The 13857-nt window shown below is 46.0% G+C and carries 12 protein-coding genes and 1 pseudogene; 3 read left to right on the top strand and 10 right to left on the bottom strand.

The annotated features are described in order from the left end of the window. The 10 genes and pseudogenes from AMS66_RS33475 to AMS66_RS04690 form a co-directional block, all read right to left on the bottom strand. The coding region (locus tag AMS66_RS33475; protein ID WP_330219287.1) for an N-acetylglucosamine kinase at positions 1 to 452 on the bottom strand (452 nt) is incomplete at its 3' end. Positions 453 to 509: 57 nt separating this feature from the next. Further along, positions 510 to 1493 (bottom strand): LacI family DNA-binding transcriptional regulator, encoded by a 984-nt coding sequence (locus AMS66_RS04730; RefSeq protein WP_053779696.1) that lies wholly within the window; start codon positions 1491 to 1493, stop codon positions 510 to 512. A gap of 131 nt (positions 1494 to 1624) precedes the next feature. After that, positions 1625 to 3007 (bottom strand): ABC transporter substrate-binding protein, encoded by a 1383-nt coding sequence (locus AMS66_RS04725; protein WP_053779695.1) that lies wholly within the window; start codon positions 3005 to 3007, stop codon positions 1625 to 1627. A gap of 53 nt (positions 3008 to 3060) precedes the next feature. Then, complete coding sequence (locus AMS66_RS04720) at positions 3061 to 3945, bottom strand: carbohydrate ABC transporter permease (protein ID WP_053779694.1); 885 nt, start codon at positions 3943 to 3945, stop codon at positions 3061 to 3063. Continuing rightward, positions 3942 to 4799 (bottom strand): carbohydrate ABC transporter permease, encoded by an 858-nt coding sequence (locus tag AMS66_RS04715; RefSeq protein WP_053779693.1) that lies wholly within the window; start codon positions 4797 to 4799, stop codon positions 3942 to 3944. The genes AMS66_RS04720 and AMS66_RS04715 overlap by 4 nt, the downstream gene beginning before the upstream one ends. A 391-nt stretch (positions 4800 to 5190) precedes the next feature. After that, a pseudogene (locus AMS66_RS32660) lies at positions 5191 to 5587 on the bottom strand (IS5 family transposase); the annotation flags it as partial. Positions 5588 to 5692: 105 nt separating this feature from the next. Then, positions 5693 to 6427 carry an IclR family transcriptional regulator gene (locus AMS66_RS04705; protein WP_053779691.1) on the bottom strand — a complete coding sequence of 245 codons (735 nt, stop codon included), beginning with the start codon at positions 6425 to 6427 and terminating at the stop codon, positions 5693 to 5695. 270 nt (positions 6428 to 6697) lie between these two features. Continuing rightward, a complete protein-coding gene (locus AMS66_RS04700) occupies positions 6698 to 7156 on the bottom strand; it encodes a heme-binding protein (RefSeq protein WP_053779690.1) in 459 nt (152 codons plus the stop codon). After that, on the bottom strand, positions 7157 to 8350 hold the full coding sequence (locus AMS66_RS04695; RefSeq protein ID WP_053779689.1) for an MFS transporter: 1194 nt from the start codon (positions 8348 to 8350) through the stop codon (positions 7157 to 7159). A gap of 169 nt (positions 8351 to 8519) precedes the next feature. Further along, entirely contained in the window at positions 8520 to 8813 is a 294-nt protein-coding gene (locus tag AMS66_RS04690) for a putative quinol monooxygenase (protein WP_053779688.1), read from the bottom strand. Between the two features lie 543 nt (positions 8814 to 9356). Here AMS66_RS04690 and AMS66_RS04685 point away from each other — a divergent pair. The 3 genes from AMS66_RS04685 to AMS66_RS33470 form a co-directional block, all read left to right on the top strand. Continuing rightward, the gene (locus tag AMS66_RS04685) at positions 9357 to 10499 is read left to right on the top strand and encodes a GntR family transcriptional regulator (RefSeq protein WP_053779687.1); all 1143 of its coding nucleotides are present in this window, start codon (positions 9357 to 9359) and stop codon (positions 10497 to 10499) included. 160 nt (positions 10500 to 10659) lie between these two features. Next, positions 10660 to 12879: a hypothetical protein gene (locus AMS66_RS04680; protein WP_053779686.1), complete on the top strand. Its 2220-nt coding sequence runs from the start codon at positions 10660 to 10662 to the stop codon at positions 12877 to 12879. Positions 12880 to 12882: 3 nt separating this feature from the next. Continuing rightward, a partial coding sequence (locus tag AMS66_RS33470; protein ID WP_456238476.1) for a glycoside hydrolase family 38 N-terminal domain-containing protein occupies positions 12883 to 13857 on the top strand: 975 nt, incomplete at its 3' end.

The raw sequence follows: 13857 nt of genomic DNA, 5'->3' as shown, positions 1-13857 counted from the left end.
CCGCCGAAATCGCCGTACATATAATCAAAACCGCCGACCTGTACATGTTCTCCTGCTGGATTGCGGCCTGCGGAGTTGGTGCCTGTGCCGCAGATCAGCGCGACGCCGTAAGGCCGGTTCGTGCCTGCGCGCAGGCCGATCATCGTGTCACAGTTAATCGAGTAATTCTGGGTGAATCCGATTTCCTGAACCAGAGGGTGCAGGATTCGGTAATCTACCTCCCGATCTGCGCCTGCAAGTCCGAAATAGGTGTGGGAGATTTCATGAATCTGCAATCCTGCCTCGTTCAGAGCTCCTTCTGCGGCTACCCGTATGCTTTGCGAGGCCAAGGCGTGGTCAATCTGGTGATTGCCGTTGCCGCCCACGCCTTTGCCAAGCACATTGCCGCAGTCATCAGTCAGCAGGGCATATGTTTTTGTTCCTCCCCCATCGATTCCCAAGTAGTAAGTCAATGGTCGTCACTCCTATATATAATGTTATATTTTTTATCCGGTCGTATCTTCTGTTGATTATTCAGTAGATTCTCTCACAATGAGTTCAGGGTCGATTCGCACATTAGCCCCACGTTTCATCGTACCGTCCATGCGTTTCAGCAGCATATCCGCAGCGGCAATCCCAATGCGGTCGGCAGGCTGCCGGACCGTTGTGAGATGGGGGTGCAGCTTGGATGAAATATACTGATCGTCATAGCCGACGATAGCTACCTGTTCAGGCACCTTGATGCCTTCTTCCATGAGAGCGTTCACGACCCCGAGCGCGATATGGTCATCGCCTGCGAACACCGCGGAAGGAAGGCGTCCCTCCCGCAGCCATTTGCGGCAGGTATCATAACCAAAATCGATTTCGAAATCGCCTGTGATCATGTCAAACGGAGCCAGATCTTGTTCCTTAAGTGCCTTCAGGAAACCGCTGCGGCGCTCTTTCGTACTGCGGAACATGTCGTCTCCGCTTATGTGTGCGATGGAGGTATGGCCCAGATCAAGCAGATGCTTCGTAGCGGCATAGCCGCCCTTGTAGTTGTCGATCGTGACGGAAAAAGCATCATTCTCCGGCTTCTGATTGTCGATTAGGACATAAGGAATATTGCGCCGCTTCAGTTCCACAATGTAGTTATCTTCTTCTATCGGCGAGAGCAGAATAAGACCGTCCACCCGGTCCTCTTGGATCAGGTAATGGGTTTCATCCGAGCCAATGCCGGGAGAGACCGAAACGGCAAGAAAATAGCCGTGAAGCGAAAGCACTTCGTTCAGCTCCTTAACAACGGCATCAAAGAAGGAGTCCTGGAGAGTGGTCATGATCAAACCGACGATTCCTGTCTTGCCGCGGGCTAAACTCCGCGCAGCAGCATTGGGATGGTAATCAAGCTCCTTAATGGCGTCGAGTACCTTTTGTCTATTTTTCTCACGAACGGATTCGGCACCATTGAGTACCCGGGAAACCGTCACAACGGATAATCCTGATTTTTTTGCTACATCAAATATACTAACCTTCATTGTTTATTCTCCTTGCGGCAAATTTTCCGTACTTTATATTGATTTAACACTAGTATACATGTACGGAGGCTTAGCCGCGAAGCTAATTTAGTAGATGCACCGCCCCTTGCGGGACGGCACAATGTCTGGCGTTAACGGTTGATAATTTCCATGACCTTTTTCTGAATCGTCGGCATCAATTCTTCAACGGTGCTGTGTCCGGTATCGATTGGCTGCATCTCGTTAATGAACATGTCGTTGATCTGAGAATAGTGGGTGATCAGGTGGTTATAGGATTCAAATCCGTATTTCACAGCGCCTTCGTAAACCTTCTTCACATCTGCTGGATCGATGCCATCAAAATGCTTGTAATAGGTCTCGGCTGCCTTTGTATTTACAGGAGGATTGCCGCCGCTCAGGTCAATGGATTTTTCCTGAACCTCGTCGCTGACCAGATACTTGATCCATTCAAAAGCTTCCTTCGGATGCTTGGAGCCCTTCAGAATCAAGAGCGGATCGACGAACAGCACGCTACGGACCTTGTCATTGCCGCCAGCAGGCACTGCTGCCACGCCCACCTTGAACGGGAAGTCATTAGAGCCGGCAAGGCTCCAGGAGCCGCTAACGGTCATACCCACCTTACCGGTTACGAATGCATCTCCATTTTGCCCCGCTACGCTCTTGCTCCATTCCGTTGTCGGAGACACTTTATCTTTTAAGATCAGGTTGAACAGCTTGTTATAGGCTGCGATGACTTCCGGCGAATTGAAATAAGTCTCGGATGGTACGCCGCCGTTGGTCCAAGTATCCTGGGAGTAAGGTTCCGCTCCAAAATAGAGCGGGCGCATATCGCGCTCGGACCATGTGAAGTCAACGCCATATTGGGTTTTGGCAATATCGCTGGATACATGCGTCATTTTCTTCGCGTCTTCGACCATTTTGTCAAACGTCCAGCTCTTGTCCTCGTAATCGCTTGGAGGGTAAGGAACGTTGGCAGCGTCGAACATGTCTTTGTTGTAGAGCATCAGAGAGACGTACATGTTGACCGGAATACCGTAGACTTGGTCTTTGACGGTGTAGATTTTCATAAGATCATCCGGGATGTTGTAGTCGGACGCCTTAAATCCGTCTTCCTTAATAATGTCGTTCATATCAAGCAGCATGTCTTTGTTGTAATACTCCGCAAAACCGCCATAGCCATAATGGCTTGTGACGTCAGGTGATTTGCCGCCGGCAATCAGCGTTTGGAGTTTACTATCGAACTGCTCGTAAGGAGCTTTCTCGATTTTCACCTTAATATTCGGATGTTGGGCTTCAAAATCCGGAACCAGCTTTTCGATAAAGGTGCGATCCTCGGAATCGATGGTGTAGTGCGTTATGGTTACTTGCCCTCCTGAGTTAGCGCTATCGCCATCATTACCGGGTACGACATCTCCCGCTGATTTGCCGCCGCTACAGCCGGACAATGCCAACACGACGAGCATGCTGGTCGCAAGCAAAAGTGTAAAAGACTTTTTGATCCTTATCGTTTTCATGAACTACAGTCCCCCATATATTCAAGTTTTTTGCCGCCCCTGCGGCGGAGTCTTTACTTGATGCCTGTAAGTACAATTCCTTCCACAAACCGCTTCTGGGCTATCGCAAACAGGGTCACGATCGGCAGCATGGCGAGCACGGAGGCAACCATGAGCAGATGCCACGGCGGAATTCGGAAACGCGAAGATGTGAAGGAAGACATACCGACCGGAAGCGTAAACTTATCCGATGAGCTTAAATAGAGCACAGGTGTCAAAAGGTCGTTCCAGCTGTAGATGAAGGCAAAGATCGCAACGGTTGCAAGCGCCGGACCGGACAGAGGCAAAGCGATCTGTCTCCACATCCGGAACTCGCTGCAGCCATCGATGCGTCCGGCGTCAAACAGCTCATCCGGCAGCGTGGAAAAGAACTGTCGCAGCAAAAAGATGTTGTATGCCGAACCGAAAAACGCAGGGACAATCAGCGGCAGGAAGGTATCGATCCAGTTCAGCTTGGAAAAGAGAATGAACTGTGGGATCATAATCGCCGGATATGGAAGCATCATGGTGCTGAGCATGAGCATGAACCAGAGGTTGCTGCCCTTGCCCCGATATCTGGCGAAACCATAGCCTGCAAGCGCCGACGAAAACAGGGTGCCAACAACGGTCAAAATGCCGATAATGAGACTGTTCATATACATTTGACCGAAGTTCAGCGTGTCGAAAATTTCTCTGTAGTTACTCCACTGCCAGGACTCCGGCAGAAAGGTCGGAGGAAACGTCAGCAGTTCCTTCTTTGATTTCAGTGAGGTCGAGACCATGAAAAACAAAGGGAGGAGCATGAGAAAGGTGGTGACCACCAGGGCAATGAAGCTAGCAATGCTAACCGCGTCGATTTTGCGCCTGCGTTTATTCACAGAAGGTGAAGCCCCTGGGCCGGCAGTCGGAATCGTACTCATTTGCGTCCGCCTCCTTCATAGTGAACATAACGGTTCGAGAGTTTGATAATGAGCGCCGTAAACGCCATGACGACGATCAGCAGCACCCAAGCGAGTGCCGAGGAGTAGCCTGCCCTGTATTCCTTGAAGGCGCTGGTGTACAGATTGTAAACGTAGAACCAGGTCGAGTAGTTTGGACCCCCTTGGGTCATTACATACGCCTGTGTGAATACCTGGAAGGAATCAATGACGCCCATAATCAGCTGGAACAAAAGTACCGGTGAAATCATGGGCAGCGTCACGTTCAGGAAAATTCGGAAGCGTCCCGCACCATCAAGCCTGGCGGCTTCCACGAGACTTGAAGGAACGCCCTGAAGTCCCGCAAGGAACAGAATCATGCCTGAGCCCACCGTCCAGAAGGACATAATCATCAGAGCGTAAAGCGCATAATCGGGGCTCATGAGCCAGGCTGGGCCGCTAATACCGAACCAGGACAGCACGTAATTGAACAGACCGATCGATGGGTTGAAAATCCAGTACCACAGCAAGGACATCGCGACGCCGGATACCATGCTCGGAAAATACATGGCCGTGCGGAAAAATCCGCGGAACGGTATTTTCGCATTGAGCAGGAGAGCAAATCCAAGTGCCAGCAGCAGCTGGATCGGTACACTGATAAATGTATAGCGCACCGTTACGACAACAGATTTCCAAAACAGGTCATTTTGAAACATTTCTTTGTAATTCGCGAGTCCGACATATTTCGGCGGGTGGATAATGTCATAGTCCGTGAAGCTGTAATAAAGGGATGACAGAATCGGATACAAGGCAAACACGAAGAAACCGATAAGCCATGGAGAGATGAAGAGGTACATGTAAAATGTCTGCCGCCGGCTTTCGCGATGGGTCACATAAACACCAACCTTTCTATTTGATATAAAGTTATAACGCTTTAACTTTCGGAATTAAGTTACCTCTAAATAAAAGGTTTCATATGATGTTATGTAATTGAAAGTTAAAGTGCTTTAACTTTATTATCCGGACTGATGAGATTATCATAGTGGATGGTTTCTCAATTATCAACCCTTTTTTTGGATGTTTGTAAGCGCTACCTTTATTGACGCTTCGGAAGTTCTTTCAAAACGCCTGACAAAGGCTGATATAGAAAGGTTTGGGTGGATATTCAAGCCCTCGGAAATTAAAGATATTTCCTTGGAGGAATTTTCGCGAAAGGACTGTATTTTTAGGCAAAGTGTACTAGGAAGTCCGAATGGCATTCGTATCATACGCTTCGACTCCGGTCAAGTCGAAGCGAAGTGGATTCCCTAACGCGTCAACTACCGCATGTATTTTCGTGCTTAATCCACCTCGGGAACGTCCGATCACTTGCTCCCTTTTGCGCCTGATCCATGCTGGTGAACTCGCACAATCGTGGCGTCAATCATCACGCTTTCCTCGTCAGGATCTAGGGAAACATGCTTTAAAACGTCACCCCAAATGCCCGCTTTCTTCCAGCGTCGAAAGCGGGTGTAGACGGATTTCCAATTGGGGAAGTGGTCTGGTAGATCACGCCAAGGGCGCCTGAACGAGCTACCCATAGCATTGCGTTTAACATGATTCGATTATCCACTGCGGGACGTCCTTCTTGTGGTTTTCGTTCAGGTGGAAACGACCATCAGCAGTCTAAAATCGGTGAAGGCCGGATACGAGGCGTCTGCGGGTATCAATCTATATTTCATCTTGGGCTGAATTTTAGCAGGTGAGCGGGTCAAAGTAGACCGGAAATTTGTGCACTGCATTCCTTCAATTTTTTACTTACCGCACGGTCTCTCTTTCGACTTAATCGCGCGGCAGGGCCGGATATAGCCAATGCTGCAATCACTTTACCATTATAAAATATTGGAGCAGCAACGCAGCGTAAACCCACTTCTGTTTCTTCATCATCAATGGCGTATCCTTGTTGACGGATTACGTTTAGATGCTCTTTTAATAAATGGTTGTCGTCAAAGGTATGCTTTGTTGCTTTGTGCTGGGTAAGATGTGTAAGCATTTTTTTTAGTTGTTCATTACTTAGGTGCGCCAGGATAACTTTCCCAAAGGCACTTAGATGGGCATAAGCGGAATCACCTACACGTGTATGGCTACGGATGGCATGATTGCCCTCCACCACTTGGACTGTCATGACTTTCATTCCATCTAAAACTCCGATATAGGCAGTTTCGCCAAGCTCCTGTGCTAATTGATGCAGGGATGGAACAACTAACCAATTAAGTCGAGTGTTAGCAGACGATGAATGGTGTCCCTTTAATTCAGAAGCTTTGTACGTGTGACCATCTTTTTGAATAAATCCTGTCATTTCCAGCGTATATAGCAGACGGAAAGTTGTAGACTTGTTAAGGTTAAACCGATGCATGATCTCAGTCAGTCTCATGGGTTCACCTTGTTGCAACGCATCTAGAATGAGTAGTCCTTTTTTTAGGGTTGCAACCTCATATTGATCCATTGATTCACCTCTAAGCATCCTTTAATTTTGTCTTTATGACTACCAATGTAGTTTCAGTTTTACTGAAAGCGGGAAATTATTATAATTGAATTATTGACATATAAATAAAAAACCATTGCATTCCATTTTAACGTGTATGAAGTAAAATTGTACAGATTCGGTCTTTCACCAGAGGACCTCAACTGATTACAAATGAAAAAGAGAGGGAAAGAGCTTTACGCCCAAACCCTCTCAGGTATATTTAAGTGGTTATGACCATAACCATGACACTTATTCTCCTTTTAAAAACAGGCGGATGCCCTCAACTGCGTAAGCATGATCCAACTCGCCGGTTAATCCGCCAACCGTTACAGATCCGACTACGCCTACACCCTTGACACGGATGGGAATAGAACCGCCAACCGCTTGATATTCTGCAGTGGAAAGCAGGGAGTGTTCTGCATGAGAAGCACCGCTTTGAATAAAGCGCTGGTCGATGTAGGCAGAACTGCGGTTATAGTGATCGACAATCCGTTTTTTGCGAAATAACCATACGTAGTTTTCTTCCGAAGTACCATCCATGAGATGTGTAAACACGGGAACTCGGTTACGTTCAATATGCACGGCCACCGCTACGTTGTTTTCTTGAGCATACTGCACAATCTGGTTACCAATGACAAGAGCATCTTGATGGCTAAAACTTGTAAATTCCAATTCATCCTCTAATAGTTCCAATGATTTCAAATCCATTTATCCTCTCTCCTCAACAAAAAGATTTTGTTTCTTATCCATTCTGTAGTTTATAGCTGCCAGTAAAAAGGCGAATCCTGCCATAATTGCACCGATCCAAGCCGTGTCCATCATATGCAAGTGGTCTACTGCAAGCCCACCCAATGTTGAACCAGCAGCGATCCCAATATTAAAAGCAGAGATGTTTAATGCAGAAGCGACATCCTTGGCAGAAGGCACCAGCTTTTCTGCGAGCATTAGAATGTAAGCCTGTACGCCGGGAGACATCATAAAAGCGAAGAAGCCCATTAATATGAGGGACAAAATGGTGAGCGTCTTGTTGGGCAGTAGCCATATTTGGAGCAGCAGAGCAATGCCCTGAAACAGAAATACGAATCGAAGTGCCTTTACAGGATGTCCATTTGCTAATTTCCCCCCGATAATATTCCCAATGGCTACAGCAACACCGTAAATCAGCAGTAGCCATGAAATAGACGAAGATGAGTAGCCGCTAATCTCTTCAAGGATAGGAGAGATATACGTAAATAAGGCGAAGGTTCCGCCGAAACCTAGAATCGTCATTAACAAGGCAGTGATGATCCGAGGATTAACAATCAAACTTCCAACATCTCTTAAGGTCGGTGAGTGCATTGAACGTGGGACTTTTTCTACTGCCACAAGACTGACCAACAAGGCTATCAGCCCTAAAATTGCGACCACGGCAAATGACATACGCCAACCAAATTCCTGCCCGATATAGGTTCCAAGGGGAACACCCAAAATGGTAGCGACGGTTAACCCAGTGAACATAATGGAGATGGCGGTGCCTTTCTTGTTAGCAGGCACCATATCTGCGGCCACTGTAGCTGCAACAGCGAAAAATACACCATGTGCAATAGCTGTAATTATCCTAGATAAGAGCAAAAGGAAATAAGTGGAAGCTATTGCTGCTAGAGCATTCCCTAAAGTGAAGACGACCATGAGGAACACCAGGTATCCTTTTTTAGGCAATTTCCCGGTAATAACTACGACGATTGGGGTTCCAATAGCAAGGGCCACTGCATACCCAGACACCAGGGTCCCAGCTTGCGTTACCGATATGCCAAGATCGGTGGCTACCTCTTGCAGAATACCGACAATAACAAATTCTGTCGTTCCAATAGCAAAAGCACTTATTGCAAGTGACATTAGTGCTATAAAGATTTTTGAATTCATACTTTCACCTCCTTATGTAGGCCAATATTAAGTGAGAACTTAAATGAGTTCAAATAAAGAAAAAAAGTTTCTATAAAAGAAACTTTTTTCTCGGTGGATACAATGATAATACCAATTGGAGAATCGATTGATCTTTACATAAACGATAACAACGTACTTAGCTTTGATCTTATGTCTCAATGTTTTCCAAATGATACACATCCATGGTGTCAATTATGGTTTCTGTATTTTTTAGGTATGTTTGGTAATGCTTGGTATTCATATGTGCGAGTATGGCATTTTCGTCAGCCCAAGACTCATAAAAAACATATGTGCCTTTTTTTTTAAGCGATTTATGCAGCTTATATTGTATACAACCTTTCTCTGCACGAGACGGTTCAATAAGTTTGATCAATTCATCGCGTAGCTGTTCCTCTTGTCCAGGTTTTGCTTTTAGAATCGCACAAATGGTAATGACATTCATAAAATACACCTCTTAATAAAAATTTTGTTGATCTCTTGTTGATAAAATCTAAACAATAATTAGTAACGATATTACGTGTCTCTAAGCCGAAATTTTTTCTGCACAGTGATCCTCCAATGGGGTTAAAAGGGAAGATCAGTTGCTGAAATATGAAAAAAATGCAAGCAGCATGGCCTCATCATAGGTGAATCATAGGGGATTTTCAAAAAAAAGTTAGAAAGTTTCTAATAAAGAACCCATTCAGCTACCTGAGTAAGTGTCTTTATGTCTGACAAGCTCTTGTCCAGCAATGTACAAGTACAAGTGTGTAGCCTTCGGCAGTTGAAAGGGAGGACGAGTAATGAAATAATCCTTACCACTGTTTGCGTTCTCATAACACCGCGAAGTGCTGCGGTTGCTAAATCTACCAAGGGCCTACATTAAAGCTAAAGTTGGCTTTAACGATAACATGGACAGGCATTATATGGTTGTTTATTGTGCTTATATGTGTAAAAATATATTGTATATTAAAAATATAACAAATGAATTGGTGATGTGATTATCATGAGTACTAATGATCGAATACCGTTATACCAACAAATTCAGGACTATGTCCGCAAAATAATTACCTCGGAGAATATGAAGCCGGGTGATCGGATACCGACAGAGAAGGAGCTAATGGATCAGTTTAATGTTAGCAAAATTACGGTTGTCAATGCCCTAACAGGCTTAGCTAACGAGAAGTTGATCGCCCGTGTTCCTGGTAAAGGTAGTTTTGTCGCAGAAGAGACGGACTCAGTTATCACAGTATTTTCTGAATCTCCAACTACAATGAGAAGGGGGCTTAGTACAGGCCTGATTGGTATTATCATGCCTACGATCCACGACTACTTTGCTATCCGACTAATCGAGGGTATTGAACAAACACTGAATCAAGAAGGTTATCGCAGCATGATCATGTTGACGAATGGCAAGATCGAGAAAGAAAAGGATGCAATCAAGGAGCTAAAAGCACTTGGAGCGGAGGGGCTACTTATTTTTCCTGTAGATGAAGGGAATTATAACGAGGAAATTCTCGGCATGAAGTTATCCGGCTTCCCTTTTTTGCTGATTGACCGATATTTGCCGGGAGTCGAAACCCATTACATCGCGGCTGATGGAAGACTAGGTGTGAGGATGGCCGTTGAACATCTGTGGGATCTTGGACATCGTGATATAGCCATCTGCTCGGATTCACCGCTGCAAACCGTCACGGTCCAGGAGCGAATTGATGGTTATATTGAAGCATTGAAAGATAAAGGGGCGCTTATTAATCCTGCTCATATGATTACAGATTTCAAGCCATTGTCTGTCCTGAAGGACGCAGAATCCCATCCATTATACCGATATATCTCTAACAAAATGGTCACGGCTTATATTTCACTTAACGGTAGGTTGGGTGTTCAGATCTATCAAATGGCCAAGCAAGCAGGACTCCGTATTCCCGAAGATGTGTCGATTGTGAGCTTTGATGATCCAACTTCCATCGTGGAGGAATTTAGTATATTCACGCATGTTAAGCAGTTTGAGAGCGAGATGGGATCCCGTGCAGCCGGCCAGCTTGTCGAAGTCATTCGTAGTAGCGGAGATACTACCGGCTTCAGCAAGATACTAATTCAACCTGAACTTGTCATTCGACAAACCTCGGGAATCTGTCCCATATCGTAATTTCCAAGTTTTGATTAAAGTCTTTTCCGTATATGATCCGGAAAGGACTTTTTGTTTTAAAAAACATATTGAATATATTGTTAATATATATTATATTTTATGAAATGGTGGATACACAAACCACGAAAGACAGACAAACATGGGTGAGGAGGTTAGGACCATGCTTCGAGATCGTAAAGAAGAACGAATTGGATTTCAGGAATCAGCGCCCTATCATCCCGATTATGATCTGCAAACGGACTTTGTCATGGTCTACGGGATTGACGAAACGATGCAGGAACGTATTCGGGAATGGAAGAATAAAGGGTACGTTGTGCATTTAATGACAGGAGTAGCATGGGGGACCTATAACAGCTACCTGGACGGGGAAGTAGACGGAGAAACGCATTGGGATGAAGCACAAACGGACCGTCATGGTGAGATGATTGTTCATGGCAAGGAGCCCATTATTCCTTACATGGTCCCAACCGTTTCCTTTGGCAAATATATTGCTGAACGCATACGTGTAGCTGTTGATTCGGGTGTGGAGGCGATTCATCTGGAAGAGCCTGAATTCTGGGTGAACGGCGGATACTCGGAATCGTTTAAGAGAGAATGGCAGCTGTATTACAAAGAATCCTGGAGAGCGCCTCATTCCTCACCCGATGCACAGTTTCGGGCCTCCAAATTGAAAGCGTATTTATATACACGTGTATTAGACCGATTATGTACCGAGATGAAAGATTATGCTCTAAAGCGTTACAATCGCGTTCTTCGGTTTTACGTTCCAACCCACAGTCTGATTAATTATACGCAGTGGCGAATCGTTAGTCCGCAGTCTCGCTTGATTGAGCTTCCGTCTGTAGATGGATATATTGCGCAAATCTGGACAGGGACTTCACGAACACCCAACGTTTATGAGGGGGTACGAAAAGAACGAACGTTTGAAACCGCATACTTAGAATATGGCGTTATGCAAGAGCTAGTAAGGGGAACAGACAGACGAATGTGGTTTCTGCATGATCCCATTGAAGACAATCCGAATTACACATGGGCCGATTATAAACAGAACTACCTGAAGACGGTTGCTGCTTCACTTCTTCATCCTGGAGTTTCCCATTACGAGGTCGCCCCATGGCCGCGAAGAATATTTAAAGGGAATTATCCATCTGATGATGGTGCAGGTAAAGAGCAGATTCCTCCTGATTATGCAACGACATTGCTGCATGTTATGCACACACTTGGAAACATGGATCAGGACAATGTTGAAATTGAAGGTGAATCTCCTCAGGTTGGTGTATTGATTGCAGATTCAGCGATGTTTCAGCGCATGAAATCGGAGCCGGAAGCACCTGATGCCGGAAAGTATGACGGCACAGATCCAGAAGGATTCCAAGAGGATGGCGATACAGAGTTGTTAGATTTCTCTCCATTCTATGGTCTTGCGTTACCCTTACTTAAACACGGGATACCGGTGAGACCTGTCCAACTTGATAATGTGAGGCGCTATCCCCATTACTTGGCTCCATATCGGGTCCTTCTTTTGAGTTATGAGTTTATGAAGCCAGAACACTCTGATATCCATTATGCACTGGCCCAATGGGTACAGGATGGGGGCGCGTTGATCTATATTGGGGACGACAGCGACCCGTATCACAACATTCGAGCATGGTGGAATGACGACCAGCGCAGTGAAAGCACTAATACCATGTATCACTCACCACGAGAGCACTTATTTGAACAGCTTGGGCTTAAGGTAGAGCAGGAAGGGATTCATCATGTGGGCAAAGGACTGGTTCATTGGCTCTCTGTACATCCGACTGCATGTTCGTCAAGTAAATCGGGTGCAGATCAACTTCGCCAGTCTGTGAAAGAAACATTGGAGAAACTTCAGGATTCCAACTTCCGTTGGGAAGCCAAGCATTATTTTAAGATTAAACGGGGGCCCTACATCATTGCCTCTGTCCTGGAAGAGTCTGTATCCGAAGAACCGCTGGTTATTCCAGGTCCGGTTGTAGACTTGTTCGATCCTGCCCTGCATGTTCGGCAAGAGGTAAGGCTAGCTCCTGGTGAGCAAGCATTGTTATACGACATTACGGCCGGAAGGCCACAGCAAGACAAGGTCAGCCTAGTCTCAGCTTCTTCCAGAATTGAAGATCTGACGATAACGAATACAGGTTTTCAATGTGTAGCCAAGGGTCCGTCAAATATGCAGGCCACGGCCAGATTCTACTGTCCATTTGAACCGATATCCGTTTCTAGTATAGATCAACATAAGACTGTAACTACCGGATGGGAATGGGATACGGAGTCGAAAACCGTACTGCTGAAGTATAAGCATGGCAGTAAGAACAAGGTGGAGATTCAAGTAAGGTGGGGTCGTGAGAATGCAAAAGCTTGATGAATGAGAGGAGAGAACAAAACAATTATGCCATATGAACCGATTAGACTCGGGCATTTGAATCAAATGCTATCCAAACTCCGTGAAGCGATATATGAGCCAATTGCCAAGTTGAATGTGACGGCATGGGTTACCCCCGAACCCGTTTCATTCGAGGAAAGAATGTCAGGTCAGAAGATCACCCTTTCACAGGGCGAGCGTTGGGGGGAGTTATGGGATTGTGCCTGGTTTTGTTTTACTGGCAGCATTCCACCGTCTGGAAGTGACGCCAAGGTTGTTCTTCTGCTGGACGTGAACGGCGAACTCTGTCTGGTGGACCACGAAGGAACGCCTGTGCAGGGTTTGACAACCATCAATTCGGAGTTTGAATTCACATTGGGTCTCCCTGGGAAAAGAGTGGTTGAACTGGATCATTCTTCGATAAAGGTGGCGGAGGGAGCATTCGAACTGTGGGCCGATGCTGGCAATAACGACTTATTTGGCAAATACCAAGGTGGTACTGTAAAAGAAGCGGTTATTGCGATCTGCCATGAAGGGATCCGAAGTCTGTATTACGACACAGAGGTACTTCTGGAAACGGCAGAGCATCTCCCTGCCGACACAGCGCGTAGAGAAAAAATTCTTCAGTCCCTATATGACGTTTCATTAATATTGACGGAATTCACACCAGACCGTATTCATCGTGCTAAGGGATTATTGAACGAACAATTATCATTTCGCGGTGGAGATTCCGTGATGAACATAAGTGCCGTTGGTCATGCGCATATCGATTTGGCTTGGTTATGGCCGATCCGTGAAACGATCCGAAAAGGTGCAAGAACATTCTCGACGGTGCTTCGCATGATGGAACGTTATCCCGATTATGTGTTCGGGGCGAGCCAGCCTCAGCTATACGATTGGATGAAGGAACACTATCCCAAGCTGTATGACCAGATCAAGGAACGGGTGCAGGAAGGCAGATGGGAACCGCAAGGGGCG

The sequence above is a fragment of the Paenibacillus xylanivorans genome (assembly GCF_001280595.1).
Lineage (GTDB): Bacteria > Bacillota > Bacilli > Paenibacillales > Paenibacillaceae > Paenibacillus > Paenibacillus xylanivorans.
The sequence above is the reverse complement of the archived record's forward strand: the minus strand, read 5'-3'. Positions and strand labels throughout refer to the sequence as shown.